This window comes from Pseudomonas sp. MWU13-2105 (assembly GCF_023242315.1).
Taxonomy (GTDB): domain Bacteria; phylum Pseudomonadota; class Gammaproteobacteria; order Pseudomonadales; family Pseudomonadaceae; genus Aquipseudomonas.
The window spans coordinates 1-25,916 of sequence record NZ_JALLIY010000029.1; the positions used below are offsets into that span (position 1 = coordinate 1).

Sequence of the window (25,916 nt, forward strand, 5' to 3'; positions counted from 1 at the left end):
ACGCTCGGCCTGGCCGCTGGCGATCAGCTCGGCAGTGGCCCGGTGCATCACGGCATGTACGGGTGCCGGAGCATTGTAGGGAGGTTTGCCGGCAACGAAGTCGGCCTTGAAAGCATCCAGTTTGGCTTGAAGGGTCATGAGTATTTCCTCGGTAGGTTGATGTGTCGAGACTCATGATCGCGACATCGCCGCTCGCCCAGTAGAGAGCTGGCCTGCATAGGAAATATGCCCGTCAGGAATGCCCTTCACGACTCACCTTGCGCAAGCGATGCCTATTCCAGCCGGGAATGATTCATATCCCCACCAACTGCCTGCCCTATTCCAGCCCTCCTCAGCAGAATGATCTCCATCGTGGCCAATTGGCACGAAGCCCTATTCAGTTGGACTCATTCTCAATCCAGGAACACCCCATGTTAATTGTCCATGCGTTTGCCACCCCCAACAGCCTCAAAGTCCCCATCGCTCTGGAAGAGTTGGGGCTCGACTATCAGTTGCAGCCGGTCAACATTCGCCAAGGCGAGCAAAATCAGCAGACATTCGTTGCTCTGAATGCCAATGCAAAGGTACCGGTGCTGGTCGATCCCGATGGCAATAACGGCCAGCCCATGGTCCTCACCGAGTCGGCGGCCATTCTCGTCTACCTGGCCGAGCGATATGGCCGGCTGCTACCTACCGATGGTGTGAAGCGCGCCAAAGTCTTTGAACAGCTGTTCTTTCACGCCAGCGCGCTGAGCCCGGCTTTCAGCCAATCCGGCTATTTCCAGAAACTGGCCGGCGAGCCGAACCCGGCGGCCATTGCCCGCTTTCACGGTGAGGCCAAACGCACACTGTCCGTGCTGGACGGCGTGCTAGCGCGCAACGCCTATGTGGCGGGAGATGAGTTCTCAATCGCCGATATCGCGCACTACGGCTGGCTCTGGCGCAAAGAATTTGCGGCTGTCGATTTCGCTGAAAGCCCGAACGTGGAGCGTTGGTTCAACGCTGTCACCCGGCGACCCTCCGTCGTACGCGGCATCGAACGCATCAATGCCCTTCTTCCACAAGCCTGATACAGGAGGACCACAAATCATGAGCAATCAGCCGCTGTTCACCCCCACCGCGATGGGCCCTTCCAGCAGCTATGGCTCGATGCATGACCGCAACCCCAAGGCAACGTTTGGTTATGTCACCAAGCAACTTGATACCTTAGGGCTCGCTTACCTGCATGTCGTCGAGCCCAGAATCAAAGGCAATGAAACCATCGATGAGGACGCCGAACCTGTCGCAGTCCAACACCTGCGCCCATGCTCCCTTGGAAAGCCCCCCTTGGGATGAGCCGTTCGCCCAGGAAATCGCCAGCGGTGGTTAGCCGTCATCGCGCCCCTTGGCGCTGGAGTACAACATGGGTGGCTTTCTCCGACGCAACGAACTGAACGCACTCATATCCTAGCGCGCGCATATCAACCCCCTCGAACAGTCGCTCTCCCCCACCCAGCAGGACTGGCGAAATAGCGAAGTGCAGTTCATCGATAACGCCGGCACGAAGATATTGCCGGATAGTGTCAGGCCCGCCGCCAATGCGCACATCCATTCCGTTGGCGGCGGCGCGCGCCCGCTCAAGCGCCTCGTGAATACCGCCCGTGACGAAGTGGAATGTCGTTCCGCCTTCCATCTGGATCGGCGCGCGCGCGTGATGAGTCAGGATGAAAGTTGGAACGTGATAGGGTGGGTTGTCCCCCCACCAGCCTTTCCAGTTCATGTCGGGCCAGGCACCGCGAATCGGTCCGAACATGTTCCTTCCAAGAATCCAGGCACCTACATTCTTGAAGCTCCGCGCAGCGAAGTCGTCATCGATCCCCGTTGTGCCACCGTCGGCGCCAAACAGGGTCCGTTGGAACGTGCGTGTCGGGACCAACCACTGGTGCAAATCCGTCCCGCCCACGCCGAGCGGATGACTCATGTCCTGATTCGGACCCGCGCCATATCCGTCAAGCGAGATCGTAAAACCCTCAACTCGGATGCGTGTCATTTTCATGCCTTCCCTTCAATTGACGCCTACTCCCCTGATCAACCGCAGGTCTTCCCTTTCGCAGGCAGCGGTCGCTTGACAGAATGGCAACCTACTAGTAGGTTGGCAGCATCTGACAGCCTGTCGGCTAACTCAAACCCTATCTCATGGGGCCGAGTATCTCCAGCGTTGCGCGCTAACTTTATGGGTTTGTCTATGAACACAGAACTGTCCGCGAAGGCGACCGAGATTGCCGACTATGCCCAGTCATTGCTGACAATCGGCGGCTACAACAGCTTCAGTTACGCTGATATTGCTGATCGGGTGCGTATCACCAAGGCGACCATCCATCACCACTTTCCGAGCAAGGCAGAATTGGTCCGAGTGGTGGTCGCCCGGTATCGCGAGCAAGCACGGCAAGGCTTGGCGACGCTCGACCGACAGATTGCCGATCCATTGGCACAGCTCAATGCCTATGTCGATTACTGGGCCACCTGTATCCGCAATGGCAGCTCCCCGTTCTGCATCTGTGCCATGCTGGCCGTCGAACTGCCGACGATTCCTGACGAAATTGCGGCAGAAGTTCGCGGACACTTCCAGGACCTGACTGACTGGCTCACATCGGTCCTCGAAAAGGCCGCCGTCACGGGGCAGGTTCAATTGCAAGAGAACTCGACTATCGAGGCCAGGGCTTTCATGGCTGGCGTGCATGGAGCAATGCTGGCCGCACGAGGGTTCGGCGATCCCGAGACCTTCCGGACGCTTGTCCAATTGTCTATCGGCCGGCTGACTTCAGCCCGCTGATCCGTATCGAGAGGGCCGGTGGAAACCGGCCTTTTATTTTACCTTCACAACCAACCAACTAGTAGAGAGACAAACCCCATGACTCACCCTATATCGCCTTTGGGCGCTATCCATACCGTTTTCAGCCTGGTTCCCGTGGTTGCAGGCATCTACAGCTTCGTCCGCTACTACAAGATCGACCCGAAGACGCGTGCCGGCAGTGTCTACCTGATCAGTTTGACGCTCTCGGTTGCCACGTCCTTTGGGGTTTCCAGCACCGGCGGTTTAAATGCCGGGCATGCATTTGGCCTCGTTGTACTTCTCGCCGCCTACGCCGGTGCATACGTGCCGGCATTGAGTTTCCTCGGGCGAGCCCGCCCGTATTTGGGCGCATTCGGACTGTCGTTCAGTTTCCTGCTGTCATTCGTGCCTGGCACCAATGAAACCCTGACCCGATTACCCATCGCGCATCCGCTGGCCGATCATCCCATGGCTCCTGTGGTGCTAAATACATTGGCGCTATGGCTAGGCTTGTTCATCATCGGATTTGCTGCGCAATGTCGACAGATTCATTCGCGGAACAAGGTCTTGGTACGCACATAAAACGGGAACATCAGACGGTTATGCGGCTCAAGCACGGTATTCGCTCGGCATCATCGCCAACAGCAATCCCAGGGAGCCGCATACCAGCAAAGTCGGCCCCAAGGCCTGGGACCAGGCGGCCAGCAGCATCCCCGTACCTATCAGCAAGTAATACAACAAGCCGAACAACGCACCGGCGGTGCCCAGCCGATCACCATAGTTCGACAGCGCCGAACCAAGGACATTGGGAATCGCTATGCCAAACGCCAGCACCACCAGCAGCATCGCCAACACAAACAGCACACTGTCCCGCAACAACCATACGCCCGCACCGCCCAACAATCCCGACAGCGCAGCCACACGAACCAACCGGGAACTGGTAAATCCACCGCGCAACAACTGTTTGTTGACCCAAGCGCCAAGGCCCGCCCCCAGGGCCAGCACCACACCGCTGTAACCGAACAGCCGCCCACTCAAGCCCAACTGTTCAAACATGAACGGCGCGAGGCTGTAGTAGCTGAACAGGGCAATGTTGAACACTGCCACCAACAGCGCCGAACGCCAAAGATCCAAGTCCCGCACCATGCGCCACAGCGTCTCGAACAGCCCGACAGGCGCCAGGTGCTGCGGCCGGGTTTCTGGCAGCGCGTGCCAGGACCACAGCGCCAACCCCAGGGATAACAGCAACAGGCAGCCCAGCACGCCTCGATAACCAAAGGTCCGCACCAGGCTCGCCCCACCGAACAACCCGATCGCCGGACTGGCCGCCAACGCAATGCCCACCAGCGAAAAGACCTGCGCCAGTACCGCACCGCTGAAGCGGTCGCGCAGAAGAGTCTGTGTGACCACCGAGCCCACCGCCGCACCAAACGCCGCCAGCACCTGGGCGCCCAACAGGGCCTCGAAGGGACGCGCAATCAGCGCCAGTATCGAAGCCGCGGCATACAACAACAGCCCCGCCAACATCGCCGGCCGCCGCCCGATCCGGTCGCACAGACGTCCCCACACCACCACCCCGAAGGCGAACGACAGGAAATACACCGACAGGGTTTGCGCCGCCTGCTGCGGCCCCACGGCAAAGGCCCGGCTGATATCCGCCAGCGCCGGGCTGTAAAGGGTTTGCGCGATTTGCGGAAACATCAACAGGGCAATCGCCAGCCCCAACCACTTTGTAGACTTCATCACGGCTTCACTCGCCAGAAAAACAGGCGACCAGTTTGAAGCGCGCCAAGTGGCGTATTATCAAGACTTGGACAACTAATCATTGAAATCGGACAATCGATGGCTTGGCTCGACGCCCATGACGCTTTCAACCCCGACCACTATCCGGCGCCAGTCATTGGTCTCGCGTCCACGTTGGGCAGTCACGACTCCGGCCTCCATCAACATCAACGGGGTCAGTTGCTGTTTACCCATCAGGGCTGCACGCGCATCACGCTGGCGCAGCAACTGTGCCTGCTGCCGCCCTCCCGCGCCGCCTGGATCCCCGCGGGCGTGAAGCACCGCGCCGTGATGCAGCAGGCCGTGGACTATCGGTCGATCTACCTGTCAGCCGAGTTGTGCGTCGAACTGCCACAACAGGTCTGCGTGATCGAAGTCACGCCGTTGCTGCGTGCCGTCCTGGAGCCGATTGCCACTGCCGACTTCGACACCGATTGGCGACTAGGCAAATTCGTCCATTTGCTCGGGCTGTGCCTCAGTGAGATTCGTGACGCAGTGCGCCAGCCCATGTTGTTACCCCTGCCCCAGGACCGGCGTTTGAAACCGCTGCTGGCCAAGCCCGAACAACTGCCGCCGACCGTCCAGGCACTTGAGCAGCAAATAGGCGCCAGCAGCCGGACCATCGGCCGTATTTTTCAGCGCGAGACCGGCATGAGCTATCAGCAATGGCGCCAACAGTGGCGGTTGATGCGGGCCATCGAGTTACTGTCCACCTGCCGCAGCCTCAGCTACAGTGCCTTCGAACTGGGCTTTTCCAGCGACAGTGCGTTCATTGCATTCTTCCGAGGCATGACCGGTACGACCCCGGGCTCCTGGCTGAAATGATAGCCCTCTCCCACGACTCGATCCTCCGCGGCAGACCAGCCACAAGCACGCGCTGGTAAACCGGGAAGCCGCTCAAGCGTCCAGCCTTATCCGACCAAGGCCAAGGCGTCAGCTCCGGCAACAATGCGCACCGGCGCTGCCGGGTCATTGGCGGCACGCCACACCGCTTCGGCCACATCCCGCGCCAAAGTCACCTCGGACGACTCGGCCCACTGCGCGAAGACACTCTTCGCCAGATCAGCGTACGCCTCGGGAATGAGTATCCGCCCCTGTGCGTTTTCACCGAAGCGCGTCTCCGGCGCCCGTCCCGGGAGCACCAGGCTCACACGGATATTGAATGGCTGAAGCTCCAGCGCCAGCGACTCGGTAAAAGCATTGATTGCCGCCTTGCTCGCGGTGTACACGGAAAGCAGCGTCAGGGACTTCAAGGTCACGCTCGAGGTGACGTTCACAATCGTACCCGCCTGGCGCTGCCTGAACTGAGGCAACAGCGCCTGGGTCATTGCAATGGTGCCAAAGGTGTTGGTCTCGAAAATATCGCGAACGCTTTCCATCGGAGTACCTTCAAGGGCACCCAGCAGGCCGATCCCCGCATTGTTGACCAGCACATCAATCGGCCCCGCGGCCGCCACCGCCTGATGGATGCTCCGTGGGTCGGTCACGTCGAGCGCCAGCACACGCAGGCGCTCGGAACGCGGAAAGAGATCCTCGCGCGGCGTACGCATGGTCGCGATGACCTTCCAATCGCGGTCGAGAAAGTATCGGGCGGTTTCAAGGCCGAAACCGGACGAGCAGCCTGTGATCAGAACAGTTTTCATCAGTGACTTCCTGTAGCGAATATTCGGTACGGAAACCATACGGCCCGGTAGTCGGACTTGCTACACTCGAAAGTCCATATTCCATTTGCGGGAGTCCTGCGATGATTGATCCGTTGGCGGAAGTCGTCGGCCTGCTCCAGCCCTGCGCGCCGTTCTCTAAAGTCGTCAGCGGTGCCGGTCGCTGGCGTGTACGCCGCTCGGAAGCCGGGCAGCCGTTCTATTGCGTGATCCTTGAAGGTAGCTGCCGTCTCGCGGTTGAAGGACACGAGCCGATCGACCTCCAGGAGGGTGACTTTGTCTTGATTCCCTCCTCGCCAGGGTTTGCGATGTCGAGCCTTGAAGCGCCCCCCGATGCGGTCGAGACCACCCCTGTCGCGCTGCTCCACGGCGAATACCGGCTGGGTGTGCAAGGCGGACCGCATGAAGTGCTGTTGCTGGTTGGGCACTGCATCTTCGGCTCGCCGGACTCCGCCCTGCTGGTATCCCTGCTGCCGCAACTGGTCCATGTTCGCGGCGAAAGAAGGCTCGCCACCCTGGTGCAACTGGTGAGCGATGAATCTCGTGAGCGACGGCCAGCGCGGGAGGTGATCCTGGCCCGCCTGCTGGAGGTTCTGCTTATCGAAGCGCTCCGATCCACAGTCGGGCCCGCAACCTCGCCTGGCCTCTTGCGCGGACTTGCCGACGAGCGCCTCGCCATGGCGATCAGACGAATGCACGAAAGCCCGACCCGATCCTGGACGGTTGCGCAGTTGGCAAAAGAGGCCGCCCTCTCCCGCTCGGCCTTCTTCGAGCGATTCAACCGCGCCCTGGGAACGGCACCGATGGCCTATCTGCTGACTTGGCGCATGGCAATGGCCAAGAATCTGCTGCGCCGAAAAGCAGGTGGCCTGGCGGAGATTGCGCAGCGCGTCGGGTACAGTTCCGCGAGCGCGTTCAGCGTTGCCTTCACCCGCCATGTCGGGCTGCCGCCAACGCGTTACGCACAGAACGAGACGGATCCACTAGTGGCCGACTGAACTAGATCGCCCGAATGATCGCGTGCTCTATCCCGCTCAAGCGCAATCACGGCACGCAAGAGCGCAGCCGACGCTGATGGGACAAGCCCGCCTGCAAGGCAAACGCCAGGATCACCGTCGACGGCGCGGAAAAACTGCCCGGGCCGGCACCGGAAAACATCAAGGCCAGCCCCAAGGCGGTGGCGCCAAACCAGGCCGTCAAACCCACGGGATTGAACGCTACGACCCGCTCCAGCGCCGCAATATCACTGCGGCCGTAGAGAATCTGCGCCAACGCCACACCGACCCAGGCCACCACGAAAATACCCTGATAGGCCAATGCCTTGAGCAAGTAGGCAAACACATCGGCGAGCATCAAGCCATACACGATCACCCCCACCGCCAGGGCCCACATCAGGTACGAACCGCGGACGCCAAACCGCCCAAAGAATGCCTGCATGTTCAGGGTCGCCAGGTAATAATTGGCGGTGTTGATCCGGGTTTGCGTGGCCCAGACAAACAACAGGCCCCACAGGCCCATCAACTGCAAGATCGCCATCACCACCGAAACTTCGTTCAGCGCGCCGTCATGGGGAATGCTGCTGACCAGGTAGATCCCCGCCGCCCCGTTGAGCAGGAAGGTCACCGCGTAGAACGGCATGCCGAAGTTCCAGCGACCGTGATACTCGGCGTCCTCAGGCTTGCCGAAACGGGCGTAGTCAAAGGTGAACAGCATCAATACCCAGACCCCCATATAGGCGCCGAAGCAATCCCACCAGCCGAATGCGCTGGGCGTTGCCGGGCCGAAATCCAGCCATTGTGGCTGGTAGCCATAACGACCGATCGACAAGCCCACTGCCACCAGCAAGCCGCCCAGATACACCGGCAGCAACACGCCATTGAGTTTGTCCAGCCAGTGCTGCACGCTGCCCAGAATCATCGGCACGCTGTACAGCACCACCAGCAATGCCGCCAGCGGATAGACCAGTTCCGGGTACAGGTGATTGAGCGCCACGGCGATGACCGAGCCTTCAAACACCGCGTAATAGATGGCCGTTGAAAAGAAGATCAACGTTGCCAGGCACGCCCCCGTGCTGCCGAACAGCAACCGCGAAAACAACGCCACCGACAAACCGCTGCGGATCGCGAAGCGACTGAGCACACTGTTGACCAGCCCATAGCTGATCACCGACAGGAACATGCCGATCAGTGCGTTGCGGGCGCCATAGGACAACGCCAACGATGCCCCCACCACGATGTAGAACATCGCACTGCACACGGCCCACCAGGCCATGGTCAGGGACAGTTTGCCCATGCGTGCGGTGGGAGGAACAGGATGATTGGCCGGGTCTTGCCCGGTTTGACTCGAATGCGATAAAGCAGCCATCTGCGTGAACTCCAGAACCAGTCAAAGGTTGAAGCGCGGGCAGCCGCCACCACACCCGGGTGTGGCGTTGGCTTACCGTCTGGCATTACCCGCGCGATGCGGCGGGCAGAATCAGGAAGGGAACAGCTTGCTCAGGCAACTGAGCTTTTTCTTATAGGATCGTCGCGCTTCCAACGCCTCTTCCAAGGTGACCGCGATGAAGCGGGCCTTCTGGTTGGGTTGCATCTGACCGATCAAATCGAGGTCGGCGCTGATCACCGTGCCGATCATCGCGTAGCCACCACCGGACACCGCGTCGCGGTGCAGCACGATGGGTTCGAGTCCGGCAGGGACCTGGATCGAGCCTATCGGATAGCAACTGTCGACGATGTTCGACGGATCGGAACCGGCACCGAACGGTTGCTCACGGGGTTGAAACCCCAGGGCACTGCCGCCCTTGAAGCGATAGCCGATACGGTCGGCTTCCGAGCCCACCGTCCACGGCTCGGCGAAAAAGCTCTTCGCCGCGGATTCGCTCAGGCGCTCGTAGTACAGGCCCGGCACGACGCGCAGGAGGATTTCACCGCCCAACGACTGCCGTAACGCCATGGGCAAACTGGCTCCGGCGCGGCCCTTGCCACTGGCAATGCCTACGGGCAGCGCATCACCGGCCAGCAGCCGGCGCCCGTCAAAACCACCGAGCGCTCCCAGCCCATAGGTGGATCGACTGCCGAGCACCAGCGGGACGTCAATGCCGCCGGCCACCGCTACATAGGTACGGGCGCCCGCCTTGGGAAAGTCAAAGCGCAGCACTTGGCCGGCCTTTACCGTGAACGCCGTATCCTGCTGCATTTCCATGCCATCGACCCGCGGCGTCATGCGCGCGCCGCAGACCGCCACCAAGCTATCCTGCTGAAACTCCAGCTCCGGTCCCAGCAGCGTACATTCCAGCGCCGCGGCACCTGGCGGATTACCCACCAGCTGGTTGGCGGCACTCAGGGCGTATTGGTCCAGGGCACCGGAGGGCGGGATGCCCAGGTGGTAATACCCCTCGCGGCCCAGGTCCTGGACGGAGGTGGCGAGACCGGGTTTGAGTACCTTGATCATGCCAGCACCTCCTGCAACGACTTGGGATAGCCGACAGGATCGGCCAGAAAGGCATCCAGAGAAAATTCCAGCGGGCGAATCCGCAGGTCGAAACGCCCTGCTTCCACTTCCGCCACGGCATGGTCATACGCCTGGCGGTCCATCGGTTTGAACTGCACGATGTCGCCAGGGCGGAAAAACACCATGTGCTCTTTCAGATAGGCCAGGCTCTGCCGCGGGTCGTAGATCGGGGCCGGGGTGACCCCGAACATCTGATAACCACCGGCACCGCGCACCGAGTAAATGCAGCCAAAGCAACCGCCGTGCCCCAGGGTCAATTTCGGGGTGTCAGTGCGTGGGCGCAAGTATTTGGGCACCTGCAACTGACGCTCACGCTCAACCATCTGGAACATGAACGGCAAGCCCGCGACGAAACCGACCATAGAGACGAACCAAGGCGCACCACTGTGGGCGGCGATGAACGCATCGACATCCGCCAGGCCGTTGACCCGCGCGGCGTACTCCAGGTCGGTGACGCCCGGGTCCTGATGGCGGTCGCGAAAACGCATCAGCGTTTCGTGTGTCCAGGGATCGTTGTAGAGCACCGGAATCTCGATGATGCGCGTGTGCAGGGTGCGCTCGGCGACCGCTTCGGCCTCTGCCGCCTTTACCGTTTCGAGCAAGGTATGAGGGGCGATGCGATCCGGGTCGAAGCGGATCTGGAATGACGCATTGGCCAGGCACACATCCAGCACGCCATCGAGAGCCAAGCGCTCCACCGCGCGAGTGACCGCCATGCCCTTGAAGAACGCTTCAAGGGACATGCTGTCGCTGACTTCGGCAAACAGATGCTCGTCGGCGCCAAAGCTGTAGCGGATCGGATGACTCATGCTTCACCTCCGCCGTGGCGTTCGGCCAGCCAGGTTTCCAAGGTGCCGGTGTGGAAGTCGGCACGGTGCAGCCAGGGTTGCTCCAGCAGCTCTCCGTGCAGCGACAAGGTATTGGCCATACCGCTGAGTGTGGTCTGCCGCACGACCATCCGGGCCCGGGCCAGCGCCTCGGCGCGATCCGCGCCATGCACGATCAGCTTGGCCAACAGCGAGTCATAGTACGGTGGAACGCGATAGCCTTGGTACAGATGAGTGTCGACCCGAACGCCTTCGCCTTGTGGCCAGACGAGTGTCTCGACCAGGCCCGGGCTGGGAAAGAAATCCCGCGCCGGGTCTTCGGCGTTCAGGCGCATTTGCAGCGCGGCCCCCTTGAGTTGGATGTCGCTCTGCGTGAAGCCCAACGGCTCGCCGCCGGCAATGCGCAACATCGCCTGCACCAGATCGATACCGGTGATCAGCTCGCTGACCGGATGTTCGACCTGAATCCGTGTGTTCATCTCGATGAAGAAGAACTCGCCCGTCGCCTCGTCATACAGGTACTCCAGCGTCCCGGCCCCCTTGTAACCCAGGGACTCGGCCAGGCGCACGGCACTGGCGCAGAGCGTTTCGCGCTGCTGCTGGCTGAGTACCGGCGATGGCGCTTCTTCAAAGATCTTCTGCCGCCGACGTTGCAGCGAACATTCACGTTCGAACAAGTGCACCGCGTGCTGGCCATCGCCCAACACCTGCACTTCGATGTGCCGGGCCCTGCGGATGAAGCGTTCCAGATACACCGCGCCGTTACCAAACGCCGCCTGGGCCTCACGCTGGGAACGGGGGAACTCTTCACTCAATTGCCGGGCATCTTCCGCCAGGCGAATACCACGCCCGCCACCGCCGGCCGAGGCTTTGATCAGCAGCGGATAACCGACCGACTCAGCCGCTCGAAGCGCCGACTCGACATCGAACAACTCATTGGGCGAGCCTGGTACCACCGGCACCCCGGCGGCTTGAGCCGTGCGCCGGGCTTGCGCCTTGTCACCCATGCGCCGGATGGTTTCCGGACTTGGACCGACGAAAATAGCGCCCGCCGCCAGGACCGCTTCGGCGAAATCGGCGTTCTCCGAAAGAAAGCCATAGCCGGGGTGCACCGCGTTGGCGCCGGTGGCGTTCAACGCGCCGAGCAATGCCTCGACGTTGAGGTAGCTTTTGTCCGCCCGGGCCGGGCCGAGCAGGTACACCTCGTCGGCCATCCGCGCCGCCTGGGAATCGACGTCCGCGGCGCTGCAGGCGGCCACGGTGGGAATGCCCAACGCCTGGGCGGCGCGGATAATCCGCACGGCGATCTCGCCACGGTTGGCGACCAACAGTTTAGCAATAGCTTGAGTCATGATCGCGCCCTCACACGTCGTCGAGTGTTGCGACGACCTGGCCCGGTTCCACCGGGTCGCCATCCTCCACCAGAAAGGCGACCAGGCGCCCCGCCGTCCCGGCGGTCAGTTCGGAAAACTGCTTCATGACCTCGATCAAGCCAATCACCGTATCGGCGCTGACCTCGGCCCCCGCCTCGACATAGTTCGCCGATTCCGGGGTGGCCTTGCGATAGAAGGTCCCCGGCAACGGGGTTATTACAGTGTGTTCGGCCATGTCTGTTCCTCTTGGAATAGTTGTAGAAAGGCAGGCAAAAATAAAACCGTGTGCAAACCCTGGCGTCTCGGCGCCTGGTGTTTCTTAGTTGTTCAGCGCGGTACGCGGACGTTGATCCCGGCGCCATCGAGCGCACGGCGAGTGGCTTCAACCAATGCCAGTGCCCCCGGCGTATCGCTGTGCAAACAGATGGAATCGAACTCGATCGCCAGGTCCTCCCCCTCGACCGTGCGCACCACGCCGTGCTGGCAGGCACGCAGCACCCGCGCGGCGACCTGGGCCGGATCGTAAGCACGGACGTTGCGGGTGAAGACGATAGAGCCGCTGAGGTCGTACTCGCGGTCGGCGTAGAACTCACGAACCACCGGTTGCCCCAGCTCTTTGGCGACCCGCCAGATCACCGAGTCAGGCATGCAATACAGCAGCAACTCCGGCTCCAGCCGTTGAAGATTTTCCACCAGCAAACGTGCCGCCTCCTCGTCCCGGGCCAGATGCATATACAGCGCGCCGTGGGGTTTGATGTGTTGCAGCGCCACGCCCTGGACCCGAGCCAGTTCACGCAGGGCACCCAACTGGTAAAGCATGTCGTCGACCAGCTCCTGGGCCGGAGCATTGATGTGCCGACGGCCGAAACCCACCAGGTCACGGAACCCCGGATGCGCGCCGATGCCCACACCCAGGCACTTGGCCCGCTCGACGGTGCGGCGCATGGTGCTGGGGTCGCCGGCATGAAAACCGGTTGCGATGTTGGCCGAGCTGATAAAGCCCATCAGTTCATGATCGACGCCATCGCCAATGGTCCATGGACCGAAGCCTTCGCCCATGTCCGAGTTGAAATCTACTGCTTGCATACCGCTTGCTCCTGACACTCTTGTGACTTCATGCAGGCCACGTTAAATTCCCTGTACCCCCTTGGGAAGATCTATTAACAGATAGGCCATCTTCTGAAAAACAGATACCCCATCGTTCGGAGTACTCATGTCACTGACCCTGCGCCAGGTCCGCTATTTCGTCGCCACCGCCGAGATCGGGCAAATCTCCCAAGCGGCGATTCATTTGAATATTTCCCAATCGGCAGTGACCACCGCGATCAAGGAACTGGAAGCCCTGCTCGGTACGCTGTTGTTCCAGCGTTCGGCCCAGGGCATGAGCCTGACCGATGCCGGGCGGCACTTCCTCAACCGGGCCTACGTGATTTTGCGCAGCGTCGACGACGCCCTGAACAGTCCGCTGCCAGACATTCGCGCCAGCGGGCTGTTACGGCTGGCCGCCAGCTATACCGTGATCGGCTACTTCCTGCCGCACCATCTGCAACGGCTTGAACACTGGCACCCGGACGTGGCCATCGAGGTCCATGAACAGGAACGGCAAGCCATTGAGCAAGGCTTGCTGGAGGGGCGCTTCGACATGGCCGTGGTGCTCACCGCGAACCTCACCCACCCGGATATCGTCTCGGAAATTCTCTTCAACTCAGAACGCCGGCTGTGGCTGCCCAGCCATCACCCGCTGTGCGAACGCTCGGCCGTCAGCCTCGCCGACGTCGCCAAGGAACCCTACATCCTGTTGACCGTCGATGAAGCCGAACAAAGCGCGATGCGCTATTGGGAACATGCGCACCAGCAACCCAACGTACGGGTGCGTACCAGTTCCGTGGAAGCCGTGCGCAGCATGGTTGCCAATGGTAGCGGCGTGGCAATCCTCTCGGATCTGGTGCACCGGCCCTGGTCACTGGAAGGCAAACGCATTGAAACCCTGACGGTCACCGACAAGGTCACCCCGATGAGCGTCGGCTTGGCCTGGCATCGCGAACGCGATTTCAGCCCGGCGATGCAGGCGTTCCGGAATTACTTCCACGATGCATTTCTGGCGCCGCAACAGCTTTGCGCACGACGCTGAAATATCGCCTATCAGCAAAGCTGGAAAACCGATCCTGCCCTTTCGCGGCAAGCGATTGCTATTTCCTACATTTACCCCAGAAACAACCGGCTATCCCAGCCCATTGGGAAAGAGACACCATGAGTGGATCAATGGCTGTGTCTGACTCGACGCCAGACATCCGCTTACCACCGGAAAAACCAGATCCGTGTAGAGGCTCGGGAGGCCGAAGTGCAAAACCTGGCATCGAAATCCGCCCTGATACGAGCAGAGAAACAGCTGATCCAAAAGACCGCCGACCTGGGTCGGGAGCTGCGAGGCTCGATCAAAGACCTCGGCGAAACGGTCAAAGCCCAGGGGACGCAGATAAGCGCACTGACCCTGGCGTCTGCTAATCAGGGCAGCGAGCTTCGCGCCGCGATGGAAAAACAGGGCAACGAACTTCGCGCATCAATAGAAAAACAAAGCAGCGAATTCCGCCTTGCCATGGAAAAACAGAGCCATGAGTTCCGGATGGAGATGGGAAAGCAAGGCCACGAGCTTCGCAACGAGATCAAGGACCAAGGCAATGAGCTACGGTCCTTGATTAGCCAGCAGGACATCGCTATCAAAGACCAAGGTGTTGAACTACGGTCCTTGATTGCCAAACAAGGTATCGAGCTCCGCGCGGCAATCAAAGATCAAGAAACTGCAATGAACAAAATGGGCGAGAAACATGACAACGCTATCCAGCTGCTCGGCATCAAGCTAGAGGCGTCCAGCAAGGAGGTCGAGTCGAAATTCAAGCTCGTGTACTGGCAGCTAGGTATTATCATCGTCACTTTAGTGCTTCCACTGACCAAAACAGCCTTCGACTACATCGTTGGCAAATAGCTTTTTGTTGATCGTGATAACACCCCGCAAAGGTGGGTCATGTCACTACGGTCGACGCGTGATCAGTGATCGAACCCACCCTGCCACCAGGAACCGCAATGTCCACACTCCATTTTCGCCATGCCACTTTGTCAGACGCTTCGCGCTGCTATCAAATCGAGTCTTGCGCATACGAAGGCGACGAAGCCGCGACTCAGGAGAAAATTTCCACGCGCATCGCCCAGTACCCGCAAGGCTTTCTGATTCTGGAAGATGATGGTGAGATCATCGGCTTCATCAACAGTGGCTGCGCCCACGAGGTGGTGATGTCCGATGAAGCCTTCAAGGAACTGGTGGGGCATTCAGCCGAGGCGCCCAACGTCGTGATCATGTCCGTGGTGCTTGATCCGGCACAGCAAGGTAAAGGCTACTCCACGCAGATGATGCGCGAATTCGTCCAGCGCATGAAAGCGCTGGACAAAAAAACCATTCACCTGATGTGCAAGGAGCACCACGTGGCGCTGTATCAGCGAATGGGCTATCGCTACGTGCAGCCCTCGCCCTCCGAGCACGGTGGCATGGCTTGGCATGAGATGGTCATGGAACTCTAACGCCAGCTCGCCGCTGTCCGAAATTGCCTCGGACGAAATCAAAAACGCGGCTTGAGTGCTTTCCAGTCCGGCTTGTAACGCTGCATCTGCTTCACGTCATCGCGCTGGCGGATACCGCAGGTCAAGTACTGCTCATGCAGCTTGCCGAGTTGGTCGTGATCCAGCTCAAGGCCCAAGCCAGGGGCACGGGTAATTTTCACGCAGCCATCGACTATCGGCAGCTTGCCGCCCTTGATCACCTCTTCATCCGGCTCCTGCCAGGGGTAATGCGTGTCGCAGGCGTAATCGAGGTTGGGCACCGAGGCCGCGACATGGGCCATGGCCATCAGGCTGATCCCCAAGTGCGAGTTGGAATGCATCGACACCCCCAGGCCAAAGGTCTGGCACAGCTTGGCCAGCGTCTGTGTGTCACGCAGACCGCCCCAGTAATGGTGGTCGGCAAGCACGATCTGCACGCTGTCCAAGGCCACGCTGCGACGAAACTCGGCAAAGTCGGTGACCACCATGTTGGTCGCCAGCGGCAGCCCAGTGCGCTTGTGCAGTTCGGCCATACCCTCCAGGCCCGGGGTGGGATCCTCGTAATATTGCAGGTCATCGCCCAGCAGCTCGGCCATGCGAATCGAGGTTTCCAGGGACCAGTTGCCGTTCGGGTCGATCCGCAGCGGGTAACCCGGGAAGGCCTTTTTCAGCGCCTTGATACACGAGACCTCATGTTCCGGGTCCAGCGTGCCGGCCTTGAGCTTGATGCTCTTGAAACCATAGGCTTCGATCATGCGCCGCGCCTGGGCCACGATCTGTTCTTCATTCAGCGCCTCTCCCCAACTGTCCGGCTGGTAGGGGGAGTCGACGTGCCCGGCGTACTTGAAAAACAGATAAGCGCTGAACGGAATCTCGTCGCGGAGCGCACCGCCCAGCAGATCCACCAGCGGCACATTCAACGAGTGCGCCTGCAAATCCAGGAAGGCCACTTCAAAGGCCGAATAGGCGTTGCTCACCGCCTTGCTGGCATGCGAGCCCGGTGCCAGTTCCGCACCGGCGAGGCTGACGGTCTTGTTCGCCGCCACAGTCGCCTGCACGATGGTGCGCAACTGATTGAGATTGAACGGGTCGAGGCCGATCAACCGCTCTTGCAATTGCTGCTGGATAGCCAGCGCCGGGGCATCGCCGTAGCTTTCGCCCAGGCCGATGTAACCGTTGTCGCTCTCGATCTCAATGATCGAGCGCAGGGCAAAAGGCTCGTGAATACCACTGGCGTTAAGCAGTGGCGGGTCGCGAAAGGCGATGGGGGTGACGGTGACACGTTTGATTTTCAAGAAGCTGCTCCCTGTGGACCCAGGCTCAAGGCTTGGTGACGGATAGAGGTTTCGGACGCCAGGTGCTCGGCGGGTTTACCGGGCCGTGTGCGAGAGGCATCGCCACGCGGTGCGGTCCGCGCGAAGAAGATCACCACAGCCGCCACCAGCGAGGTGGCGGCCAGGCCATAGAGCCCACCTTCGATGGAACCGGTGGTCTGCTCGAGGAAACCGAATGCGGTTGGTGCAACGAAACCGCCGAGGTTGCCGATGGAGTTGATCAGGGCGATCACCGCAGCGGCGATGCGGGCATCCAGATAGCCCTGCGGAATCGGCCAGAACAAGGCCGAAGCGGCCTTGAAACCGATCGCGGCAAAACAGATGGCGACGAACGCGAAGATCGGCCCGCCGGTGGTGGACATGAACATACCGAACGCGGCTATCACCAAGGTCAAGGCGACCCAGGCCTGCTGATGTTTCCACTTGCTGGCCATGGCGGCAAAACCATACATGGCGATGATCGAAATGACCCACGGAATCGAGTTGAGGAGCCCGACGTGGAAGTCGCCGATATTGCCCATTTTCCGGATCATGCTCGGCAACCAGAACGTGGCTCCGTAAATGGTCAAGGCAATGGAAAAGTAGATGAAGCAGAACAACGCGATCTGCCTGTCCGCCAGCAGTTTGAACATTGACGGTTTGACCGTCAGCGCCGCTTCGCGAGCCTGCTGCTCCTGCGCGATAGCGCCAATCAGCGCGGCCTTTTCCTCGGTGTCCAGCCATTTCGCCTCACGCGGCAGGGACTGCAACCAGAACCAGACAAAACCACAGAGCACGATGGAGGCAAACCCTTCGATCAAAAACATCCACTGCCAGCCATGCAGGCTGAAACCGCTGACGTTCAGCAGCGCCCCGGACACCGGGCCGGAAATCACCGAAGCAATGGCCGAGCCGCTGAGGAAGATCGCCATGGCCTTGCCCCGCTCGTTCGACGGTAGCCATTGGGTGAAGTAGTAAATGATGCCCGGAAAAAAACCCGCTTCAGCGGCCCCGAGGATGAAACGCAGCACATAGAAGCTGGTTTCGCCACGCACAAAGGCCATGGCCATGGCCGCCGCGCCCCAGGTGAACATGATCCGCGTCAGCCAGGCCCGCGCGCCGAAGCGTTGCAGCAGCATATTCGAGGGGACTTCGAATATCGCGTAACCGATGAAAAACAGCCCGGCACCCAGGCCATAGGCAGCGGCGCCAATGCCCAGGTCGGTTTCCATATGGCTGCGCACAAAGCCGATGTTGACCCGGTCGATGTAGTTGACGATGAACATCACCACGAACAACGGCAGCACATGGCGCTTCACCTTGGTCGCGGCTCGGACCAGCAGATTCGGGTCCGGTGGACTCTGGAGGGTATTCAAGGGCGACTCCCGATCATTGTTTTTTTAGGGACCAACCGATCATGGACGTCGCTATTGATCCCGTCTAATCTAACTTGGCATTCGATTGATACCTGGATTAGATCAATGTTCGAACTCACCCAACTGCGCTGTTTCACCACCGTGGCGACCGAACTCAACTTCCGCCGTGCCGCCGAACGCTTGAACATGACCCAGCCCCCCCTCAGTCGACAGATTCAACTGCTGGAGCACCATCTGGGCGTTGAGTTGTTCACCCGCAGCACCCGCAGCGTCGCCCTGACCGCCGCCGGTCGCGCCTTCTTCATCGAAGCCCAGAACCTGCTGGAGCGTGCCCAGCAAGCCGCGGTGAGCGCCCGGCGCTTTGCCGCGGGGGATATCGGCTCGGTCAATATCAGCTTTGTCGGCAGTGCGGTGTACGAATTCCTGCCCAAGGTCATCGCGGAAGCACGGCTCAAACAGCCCCAGGTCAAAATCGAGTTGTCGGAGATGAACACCTACCAACAGCACGAGGCCCTGCGCGCTCGCCGGATTGATCTGGGCATCGTCCGCGCGCCTTTACTGGAGCCGGGCTACGCCAGCGAATGCCTGGTGCGAGAGCCGTTCGTGTTGGCCGTCCCGAGCAATCACCCACTGGCCAGCGCGCAAACCGTGTCCGTCCAGGACCTCGATGCGCAACCCTTTCTCATGTATTCCCACGCGGCCTACCCGCCCTTCAACGAACTGCTGACCGGCATGCTCCGCTCGGCCCGCGTCGCCCCGCAATACGTTCAGTGGCTTGGCTCCTCACTGACCATCCTGGCCCTGGTCAACGCCGGCATGGGCTTGGCCCTGGTGCCCCGCTGCGCCACCAGCGTGGTGTTCAAGAACGTGGTATTTCGCACCATCGATTTGGCCGAAGGCGTGCAGAGCGAGCTGCATTTGATCTGGCGCGAGAACAATGACAACCCGGCGTTTGCAATGTTGCTGGAGGGGATTCGAAAGGCCGTCCGGGAGGGATGGGGAGTATGAAGTCCGACTGAACCCCGTCTCGAACTATTCGCTCAATGAATCGCTGCGTTGGCGCCCTGCTGATACTCGCGTGGCGTACAGCCGAACTCACGGCGGAACACCGTGTGCAGGTATTGCGCCGATTTGAAGCCGCAATTCTGGGCGATGTCGGCAATCGCCGAATCAGTGTTTTCCAGGCCGTTGGCCGCCGCCGCGAGTTTGAAGCGCAGGATCTCGTCGTGCACGCTGCAGCCCCGCGCCTTGCGAAAGTGCGATTCCAGCGATGAACGCGATACCCCCACGTACCCCGCCACCTGCGCGGTCTTGATGCCCTGGCAGGCATACTGGCGGATGAACAGCAGCGCCTGCATGACGTAGGGATTGCCCAACGGCTGATGCAGACTTGAGGCCTGCACGTTGATTGCATCAGGGGCTATCAGTATCTGCGTGCCCGTGGACGGCATGCCGTGCAGCATCTGGTGGAGCAGGCGCGCGGCGGTCCAGCCCATGGTTTCGGTACCTTGAATCACTGAACTCAGCGGCACCCTGGTCAGGCTGCGGGTCAGCGGGTCGTTGTCAATGCCGATCAACGCCACCTGCTCCGGCACGGCGATCCCGGCAGTCAGGCAGGCTTGCAGCAACTGCCGGGCACGCGCGTCACTGACAGCGATGATGCCGATGGGTTTGGGCAGGCTTTGCAGCCAGGCGATCTGCTGCTCGACGGCGCTGTCCCAGAGCGGCGCGCTGGTGCCCATGCCGCGATAGACCTCGACAGGCAAACCATCGCGCTTCAGCAGCCGGCGAAAGGCTTTTTCCCGCTCCTGCGCCCAGCGATTGGCTTGCGCTTCAGGCAGGCTGAAGCAGGCAAAGCGCGTCAAACCGGCCTCGATCAGATGCTCGTAAGCCAATTTCATCAATGCGTCATTGTCGGTGGCGACATAGGGAATGCCTTTCGGATAGGCGCGCTCATCCTGATAAGAGCCGCCCACCGCCACGACCGGCAGCTTGATCCCGGCCAGCGCCTCGCCGATCAGCGGGTCATCGAAATCGGCAATGATCCCGTCGCCCTGCCAGCGCTCGATCCCTTTCAAGCGACAGAGGAAATCCTCCTCAAGGAACAGGTCCCAGGACGCGCGTGTACTACTCAGGTAATTGCCGATACCGCCGATGATGCCGCGATCGTAGATCTTGCTGCCGTTGAACAACAGCGCAATGCGGTGGACGGGGGGGACGGTTTTCATTGTTTTTACCCAGGGCCGATCAGCACAGACTAGGCGTGCAAACGACGAATCTCAATACTCAAAATCGAACTGCGCATTGGTGATTTTCATAATCAGCAGCCCCTGGGCCGTTGCTAGTATCGGGACACGCCAAGAACAACAAGGAAACTGCCGATGCCATTCTTCCCCGCTGTCGACAAGATTCGCTACGAAGGTCCGAGCAGCGACTCGCCCCTTGCCTTCCGCCACTACGACGCCAACAAGCTGGTCCTCGGCCAACCCATGCGCGAACACCTGCGCATGGCGGCCTGCTACTGGCACACCTTCGTCTGGCCGGGGGCCGATATGTTCGGTGTCGGCACGTTCAAGCGCCCCTGGCAGCATGCCGGGGATCCGATGGAACTGGCCATCGGCAAGGCCGAAGCGGCCTTCGAGTTCTTCTCCAAACTGGGCATCGACTACTACAGCTTCCACGACACCGATGTCGCCCCGGAAGGCAACTCGCTGAAGGAGTACCGCAACCACTTCGCGCAGATGATCGACCACCTGGAGCGCCATCAGGAACAAACCGGGATCAAGCTGCTGTGGGGCACCGCCAACTGCTTCAGCCACCCGCGCTTTGCCGCGGGTGCCGCCAGCAACCCGGACCCGGAGGTATTCGCTTGCGCCGCCGCCCAGGTATACAGCGCCATGAACGCCACCCAACGGCTCAAGGGAGCCAACTACGTACTGTGGGGCGGTCGTGAAGGTTACGAAACCCTGCTCAATACCGATCTGAAACGCGAGCGCGAACAATTGGGCCGCTTCATGCGCATGGTGGTCGAGCACAAGCACAAGATCGGCTTCAAAGGCGACCTGCTGATCGAGCCCAAGCCGCAGGAGCCGACCAAACACCAATATGATTACGACAGCGCCACGGTCTTCGGCTTCCTGCAGCAGTTCGGCCTGGAGAAGGAGATCAAGGTCAATATCGAGGCCAACCACGCGACCCTGGCCGGGCACAGCTTCCATCACGAGATTGCCACGGCCGTCTCGCTGGGCATCTTCGGCAGCATCGACGCCAATCGCGGCGATCCGCAGAACGGCTGGGATACCGACCAGTTCCCCAACAGCGTCGAGGAAATGACCCTGGTCATCTACGAAATCCTCAAGGCCGGTGGTTTCATCCATGGCGGCTTCAACTTCGACTCCAAGGTCCGGCGCCAGAGCCTGGACGAGGTCGATCTGTTCCACGGCCACGTCGCGGCAATGGATGTCCTCGCCCTGGCCCTGGAGCGCGCAGCGTCCATGCTGCAGAACGATCAACTCCAGCAATTCAAGGATCAACGCTACGCCGGCTGGCAGCAGCCGTTCGGCCAGGCGGTGCTGGCCGGTCAGTTCAGCCTCGGATCACTGGCCGAGCATGCCTTTGCCAACGAACTGAATCCGCAGGCCGTCAGCGGTCGACAAGAGATGCTCGAAGGTGTGGTGAACCGGTTTATCTACCCCTGACAACGCGTATGCCTTGGCGTCGCGGTGACATTCTCACGACAAATCCCTGCGCGCGGCGCCCGACAACGCTCTAGAGTTCCACCGGCAGCTTATTCATCACCAGGCAGTGTCTTTCAAACAACAATAAAAGGACGCACCACCATGAACGCACTAAAACGCACGCTGCTCGCCAGCGCCCTCGCCCTGCTCTCGCTACCGGTCATGGCCGACGCCGCCCACCCGAAGATCGGCTTCTCCATCGATGACCTGCGTTTGGAACGCTGGTCAAGAGACCGTGATTACTTCGTCGCGGCGGCGGAAAAAATGGACGCCAAAGTCTTCGTGCAGTCGGCCGATGCCAACGAGCAGAAGCAGATTTCGCAGATCGAAAACCTCATTTCCCGTGGCGTCGATGTGATCGTCATCGTGCCGTTCAACGCCACCGTACTGACCAACGCCGTCGCCGAAGCCAAGAAGGCCGGGATCAAGGTGGTGTCCTATGACCGACTGATCCTGAACGCCGATATAGATGCCTACATCTCCTTCGATAACGAAAAGGTCGGCGAGATGCAGGCCAACGGCGTGTTGCAAGCGGCGCCCAAGGGCAACTACTTTTTACTCGGTGGCGCGCCCACGGACAACAACGCCAAGGTCCTGCGCGAAGGTCAGATGAAAGTGCTGCAACCGGCCATCGACAAGGGTGACATCAAGATTGTCGGCCAGCAGTGGGTGAAGGAATGGAACCCCACCGAAGCGCTGAGCATTGTTGAAAATGCCCTGACCCGGAACAACAACAAGATCGATGGCATCGTCGCCTCCAACGACGCCACCGCCGGGGGCGCCATCCAGGCACTGGCCGCGCAGCAAATGGCCGGGAAGGTGCCGATCTCGGGTCAGGACGCAGACCTGGCGGCGGTCAAGCGGGTGATCGATGGTACCCAGACGATGACCGTCTACAAGCCACTGAAACTGATCGCCTCCGAAGCGGCCAAGCTCTCGGTGCAACTGGCGCGTAACGAGAAACCCGCCTACAGCTCGCAATACGACAATGGCAGCAAGAAAGTCGACACCATCCTGCTCACTCCGACCCCGTTGACCAAAGCCAACATCGACCTGCTGGAAAAGGACGGGTTCTATACCAAGGCGCAGATTGCCGGACAGTGACCCAGCGAGCTGTACAAGCTCGATTGGAAGCCTGAGCGCAACCCCGTGGGACCGAGTGAACCAGGTCCCATCGGGCTCTCCGCAGGCCAACCCTGTCGCCCCGCCTGTTGCGTGTGAGTACCTCGCCATGTCCGACTACCTGCTGCAAATGAACGGCATCGTCAAAACCTTTGGCGGCGTCAAAGCCCTGAATGGCATCGACATCAAGGTCAAGCCTGGTGAGTGCGTGGGTCTGTGCGGCGAGAATGGCGCCGGCAAATCCACGCTGATGAAAGTCCTCTCGGCGGTCTACCCCTACGGCACCTGGGAGGGAGAAATCCTCTGGGACGGACAGCCGCTCAGGGCGCAATCCATCAGCGACACCGAAGCCGCCGGGATCGTCATCATTCACCAGGAACTGACCCTGGTCCCCGATCTGTCGGTGGCCGAAAACATCTTCATGGGGCACGAGCTGACGTTGCCCGGCGGGCGCATGAACTACCCGGCGATGATCCATCGTGCCGAAGCCCTGATGCGTGAACTCAAAGTGCCGGACATGAACGTATCGCTGGCGGTTTCACAGTATGGCGGTGGCTACCAGCAACTGGTGGAAATCGCCAAGGCGCTGAACAAGCAAGCGCGCCTGCTGATCCTCGATGAGCCGTCATCGGCCCTGACCCGTTCGGAAATCGAGGTGCTGCTGAACATCATTCGCGACCTCAAGGCCAAGGGCGTGGCCTGCGTCTATATCTCCCACAAGCTGGATGAAGTGGCCGCCGTGTGCGACACCATCTCGGTCATCCGCGATGGCAAACACATCGCTACTACCGCCATGGCGGACATGGACATTGCGCATATCATCACCCAGATGGTCGGACGGGAAATGAGCAATCTCTACCCCACCGAGCCCCATGACATCGGTGAGGTGATTTTCGAGGCGCGCCACGTCACCTGCTACGACGTCGACAACCCCAAGCGCAAACGGGTCGACGATATTTCGTTCGTCCTCAAGCGTGGGGAAATCCTCGGCATCGCCGGGCTGGTCGGTGCCGGGCGTACGGAACTGGTGTCGGCGCTGTTCGGCGCCTATCCCGGTCGTTATCAAGCTGAGGTCTGGCTGGACGGCCAGCCGATTGACACCCGCACGCCACTCAAGTCAATCCGCGCCGGCCTGTGCATGGTCCCTGAAGACCGCAAGCGCCAGGGCATCATTCCAGACCTGGGGGTCGGCCAGAACATCACCCTGGCCGTGCTGGACAACTACTCGAAAATGACCCGCATCGACGCCGAAGCGGAACTCGGCTGCATCAACAGGGAAATCGCGCGCCTGCACCTCAAGACCGCGAGTCCGTTCCTGCCAATCACCAGCCTCTCCGGCGGCAACCAGCAAAAAGCCGTGCTGGCGAAGATGCTCCTGACCAAACCCCGCGTGCTGATCCTCGATGAGCCCACCCGCGGGGTGGATGTCGGCGCCAAATATGAGATCTACAAGCTGATGGGCGCGCTGGCGGCCGAAGGCGTGTCGATCATCATCGTTTCTTCGGAACTGGCTGAAGTGCTGGGCGTTTCCGACCGTGTGCTGGTGATCGGCGAAGGCCAGTTGCGCGGTGACTTCATCAACCACGAGCTGAGCCAGGAACAGCTGCTCAGCGCCGCACTCAGCCATCCCGATGACCATAACAATAATGATCGGAAAACCGCGTAGATGAATCAGGTCAAACAATTCTTCACCCGCTACAAAATGCTCGCACTGGTGATCGCCGTGGCGATTATCTGGCTGTTCTTCAGTTGGCAAACCGAGGGCGGGTTCCTTACCCCGCGCAACCTCTCCAACCTGCTACGGCAAATGTCCATCACCGGGATTCTCGCCTGTGGCATGGTGCTGGTGATCATCAGCGGCGAGATCGACTTGTCGGTGGGCTCATTGCTTGGCCTGCTGGGTGGCCTGGCGGCGATTCTCGACGTGATCTATCACGTACCGCTGTTGGCGAATCTGGGCATTGTCGCCGTCTGCGGATGGATGATCGGCCTGGCAAACGGGGTTATGACCGCCTACCTGCGCATTCCGTCTTTCATTGTCGGGCTGGGCGGCATGCTGGCGTTTCGCGGAATCCTGCTGGGGATCACCGGCGGCACCACCATTGCCCCTGTATCACCGTCACTGGTCTACATCGGCCAGGGTTATTTGCCACACACCGTCGGGGCCGGTCTTGGCGTACTGCTGTTCGCCTTGACACTTTTCCTGACCTGGAAACAACGCCGCAATCGTGCCCTCCATGGCCTGGCGGCACACTCACTGGTTCGTGACGGATTACGCGTGGTATTGATCGGCGCGGTGCTGGCCGGGTTCGTCCAGACCCTGAACAGCTACGACGGTATCCCGGTTCCGGTGCTGCTTCTGCTGATTCTGCTGGGCGTGTTCAGCTACATCACCAGCCAGACCGTGTTCGGGCGCCGTATCTACTCGGTGGGCAGCAACATGGAAGCCACGCGCCTGTCCGGGATCAACGTACAGGCAGTCAAGCTGTGGATCTTCGGCATCATGGGCCTGATGTGCGCGCTCGCCGGGGTGGTCAACACCGCGCGCCTGGCCGCGGGTTCACCTTCGGCCGGGAACATGGGCGAACTGGACGCCATCGCTGCCTGCTTCATCGGCGGCACCTCCATGCGCGGTGGCTCGGGCACCGTTTATGGCGCCCTCCTCGGCGCGCTGGTCATCACCAGCCTGGACAACGGCATGTCCATGCTCGACGTCGACAGCTACTGGCAGATGATTGTCAAAGGCAGCATCCTGGTGCTGGCCGTGTGGGTGGACGTGAGTACCAGGAGCGGGCGACGCTGATCCTATGCGGCCCCTGACTTCAAGGCCGCT

The 25,916-nt window shown here is 60.6% G+C and carries 26 protein-coding genes; 14 read left to right on the forward strand and 12 right to left on the reverse strand.

Annotation, left to right across the window (positions count from 1 at the left end; genetic code table 11):
• Positions 1-410: 410 nt before the first annotated feature.
• The gene (locus M5B96_RS30415) at positions 411-1,049 is read left to right on the forward strand and encodes a glutathione S-transferase family protein (RefSeq protein WP_248800670.1); all 639 of its coding nucleotides are present in this window, start codon (positions 411-413) and stop codon (positions 1,047-1,049) included.
• Positions 1,050-1,068: 19 nt separating this feature from the next.
• On the forward strand, positions 1,069-1,314 hold the full coding sequence (locus M5B96_RS30420; protein ID WP_248800672.1) for a hypothetical protein: 246 nt from the start codon (positions 1,069-1,071) through the stop codon (positions 1,312-1,314).
• A gap of 37 nt (positions 1,315-1,351) precedes the next feature.
• On the opposite strand, the gene M5B96_RS30425 is transcribed toward M5B96_RS30420, so the two are convergent.
• Positions 1,352-2,014, reverse strand: coding sequence for a dihydrofolate reductase family protein (locus M5B96_RS30425; protein WP_248800674.1), 663 nt, complete (start codon positions 2,012-2,014; stop codon positions 1,352-1,354).
• A gap of 189 nt (positions 2,015-2,203) precedes the next feature.
• On the opposite strand from M5B96_RS30425, the gene M5B96_RS30430 reads away from it, so the two are divergent.
• Entirely contained in the window at positions 2,204-2,791 is a 588-nt protein-coding gene (locus M5B96_RS30430; RefSeq protein ID WP_248800676.1) for a TetR/AcrR family transcriptional regulator, read from the forward strand.
• A 78-nt stretch (positions 2,792-2,869) separates the two neighbouring features.
• Complete coding sequence (locus tag M5B96_RS30435) at positions 2,870-3,373, forward strand: hypothetical protein (protein ID WP_248800678.1); 504 nt, start codon at positions 2,870-2,872, stop codon at positions 3,371-3,373.
• A 27-nt stretch (positions 3,374-3,400) separates the two neighbouring features.
• On the opposite strand, the gene M5B96_RS30440 is transcribed toward M5B96_RS30435, so the two are convergent.
• Complete coding sequence (locus tag M5B96_RS30440) at positions 3,401-4,534, reverse strand: MFS transporter (protein WP_248800680.1); 1,134 nt, start codon at positions 4,532-4,534, stop codon at positions 3,401-3,403.
• Positions 4,535-4,633: 99 nt separating this feature from the next.
• On the opposite strand from M5B96_RS30440, the gene M5B96_RS30445 reads away from it, so the two are divergent.
• Positions 4,634-5,398: an AraC family transcriptional regulator gene (locus tag M5B96_RS30445; RefSeq protein ID WP_248800682.1), complete on the forward strand. Its 765-nt coding sequence runs from the start codon at positions 4,634-4,636 to the stop codon at positions 5,396-5,398.
• 86 nt (positions 5,399-5,484) lie between these two features.
• On the opposite strand, the gene M5B96_RS30450 is transcribed toward M5B96_RS30445, so the two are convergent.
• On the reverse strand, positions 5,485-6,216 hold the full coding sequence (locus tag M5B96_RS30450; protein WP_248800684.1) for an SDR family oxidoreductase: 732 nt from the start codon (positions 6,214-6,216) through the stop codon (positions 5,485-5,487).
• Positions 6,217-6,317: 101 nt separating this feature from the next.
• Here M5B96_RS30450 and M5B96_RS30455 point away from each other — a divergent pair, with 101 nt between their 5' ends.
• A complete protein-coding gene (locus tag M5B96_RS30455) occupies positions 6,318-7,232 on the forward strand; it encodes an AraC family transcriptional regulator (RefSeq protein WP_248800685.1) in 915 nt (304 codons plus the stop codon).
• Between the two features lie 46 nt (positions 7,233-7,278).
• Here the strand turns inward: M5B96_RS30455 and M5B96_RS30460 are convergent, their stop codons facing one another.
• The 6 genes from M5B96_RS30460 to M5B96_RS30485 all read right to left on the reverse strand — a co-directional run bounded on the left by M5B96_RS30460 (position 7,279) and on the right by M5B96_RS30485 (position 13,030).
• Positions 7,279-8,598, reverse strand: coding sequence for a purine-cytosine permease family protein (locus M5B96_RS30460; protein WP_248800686.1), 1,320 nt, complete (start codon positions 8,596-8,598; stop codon positions 7,279-7,281).
• Positions 8,599-8,709: 111 nt separating this feature from the next.
• On the reverse strand, positions 8,710-9,684 hold the full coding sequence (locus tag M5B96_RS30465) for a biotin-dependent carboxyltransferase family protein (RefSeq protein ID WP_248800687.1): 975 nt from the start codon (positions 9,682-9,684) through the stop codon (positions 8,710-8,712).
• Positions 9,681-10,553 (reverse strand): 5-oxoprolinase subunit B family protein, encoded by an 873-nt coding sequence (locus M5B96_RS30470; RefSeq protein ID WP_248800688.1) that lies wholly within the window; start codon positions 10,551-10,553, stop codon positions 9,681-9,683. The genes M5B96_RS30465 and M5B96_RS30470 overlap by 4 nt, the downstream gene beginning before the upstream one ends.
• Entirely contained in the window at positions 10,550-11,923 is a 1,374-nt protein-coding gene (locus tag M5B96_RS30475; RefSeq protein ID WP_248800689.1) for an acetyl-CoA carboxylase biotin carboxylase subunit, read from the reverse strand. The genes M5B96_RS30470 and M5B96_RS30475 overlap by 4 nt, the downstream gene beginning before the upstream one ends.
• A 10-nt stretch (positions 11,924-11,933) precedes the next feature.
• Positions 11,934-12,179 (reverse strand): acetyl-CoA carboxylase, encoded by a 246-nt coding sequence (locus tag M5B96_RS30480; RefSeq protein ID WP_248800690.1) that lies wholly within the window; start codon positions 12,177-12,179, stop codon positions 11,934-11,936.
• A gap of 92 nt (positions 12,180-12,271) precedes the next feature.
• The gene (locus tag M5B96_RS30485) at positions 12,272-13,030 is read right to left on the reverse strand and encodes a 5-oxoprolinase subunit PxpA (RefSeq protein WP_248800691.1); all 759 of its coding nucleotides are present in this window, start codon (positions 13,028-13,030) and stop codon (positions 12,272-12,274) included.
• Between the two features lie 127 nt (positions 13,031-13,157).
• Here M5B96_RS30485 and M5B96_RS30490 point away from each other — a divergent pair, with 127 nt between their 5' ends.
• From M5B96_RS30490 to M5B96_RS30500, 3 genes are all read left to right on the forward strand, one after another.
• Positions 13,158-14,075 (forward strand): LysR family transcriptional regulator, encoded by a 918-nt coding sequence (locus M5B96_RS30490; protein ID WP_248800692.1) that lies wholly within the window; start codon positions 13,158-13,160, stop codon positions 14,073-14,075.
• Between the two features lie 123 nt (positions 14,076-14,198).
• Positions 14,199-14,927 (forward strand): hypothetical protein, encoded by a 729-nt coding sequence (locus M5B96_RS30495; protein ID WP_248800693.1) that lies wholly within the window; start codon positions 14,199-14,201, stop codon positions 14,925-14,927.
• A gap of 98 nt (positions 14,928-15,025) precedes the next feature.
• The gene (locus M5B96_RS30500) at positions 15,026-15,517 is read left to right on the forward strand and encodes a GNAT family N-acetyltransferase (RefSeq protein WP_248800694.1); all 492 of its coding nucleotides are present in this window, start codon (positions 15,026-15,028) and stop codon (positions 15,515-15,517) included.
• 38 nt (positions 15,518-15,555) lie between these two features.
• On the opposite strand, the gene M5B96_RS30505 is transcribed toward M5B96_RS30500, so the two are convergent.
• Both M5B96_RS30505 and M5B96_RS30510 read right to left on the reverse strand, forming a co-directional pair.
• On the reverse strand, positions 15,556-16,830 hold the full coding sequence (locus M5B96_RS30505) for a glucarate dehydratase family protein (protein ID WP_248800695.1): 1,275 nt from the start codon (positions 16,828-16,830) through the stop codon (positions 15,556-15,558).
• The gene (locus M5B96_RS30510) at positions 16,827-18,224 is read right to left on the reverse strand and encodes an MFS transporter (RefSeq protein WP_248800696.1); all 1,398 of its coding nucleotides are present in this window, start codon (positions 18,222-18,224) and stop codon (positions 16,827-16,829) included. The genes M5B96_RS30505 and M5B96_RS30510 overlap by 4 nt, the downstream gene beginning before the upstream one ends.
• Positions 18,225-18,329: 105 nt before the next feature.
• Here M5B96_RS30510 and M5B96_RS30515 point away from each other — a divergent pair, with 105 nt between their 5' ends.
• Positions 18,330-19,232 carry a LysR substrate-binding domain-containing protein gene (locus tag M5B96_RS30515; protein WP_248800697.1) on the forward strand — a complete coding sequence of 301 codons (903 nt, stop codon included), beginning with the start codon at positions 18,330-18,332 and terminating at the stop codon, positions 19,230-19,232.
• 32 nt (positions 19,233-19,264) lie between these two features.
• Here the strand turns inward: M5B96_RS30515 and M5B96_RS30520 are convergent, their stop codons facing one another.
• Positions 19,265-20,452: a XylR family transcriptional regulator gene (locus tag M5B96_RS30520; RefSeq protein WP_248800699.1), complete on the reverse strand. Its 1,188-nt coding sequence runs from the start codon at positions 20,450-20,452 to the stop codon at positions 19,265-19,267.
• Between the two features lie 153 nt (positions 20,453-20,605).
• Between M5B96_RS30520 and xylA the strand changes: the two genes are divergently transcribed.
• From xylA to M5B96_RS30540, 4 genes are all read left to right on the forward strand, one after another.
• On the forward strand, positions 20,606-21,922 hold the full coding sequence (gene xylA / locus M5B96_RS30525; protein ID WP_248800701.1) for a xylose isomerase: 1,317 nt from the start codon (positions 20,606-20,608) through the stop codon (positions 21,920-21,922).
• 141 nt (positions 21,923-22,063) lie between these two features.
• A complete protein-coding gene (gene xylF / locus M5B96_RS30530; protein ID WP_248800702.1) occupies positions 22,064-23,065 on the forward strand; it encodes a D-xylose ABC transporter substrate-binding protein in 1,002 nt (333 codons plus the stop codon).
• A 127-nt stretch (positions 23,066-23,192) separates the two neighbouring features.
• Complete coding sequence (xylG, locus tag M5B96_RS30535) at positions 23,193-24,749, forward strand: D-xylose ABC transporter ATP-binding protein (protein ID WP_248800703.1); 1,557 nt, start codon at positions 23,193-23,195, stop codon at positions 24,747-24,749.
• On the forward strand, positions 24,750-25,886 hold the full coding sequence (locus M5B96_RS30540) for a sugar ABC transporter permease (RefSeq protein ID WP_248800704.1): 1,137 nt from the start codon (positions 24,750-24,752) through the stop codon (positions 25,884-25,886).
• Positions 25,887-25,916: the final 30 nt, after the last annotated feature.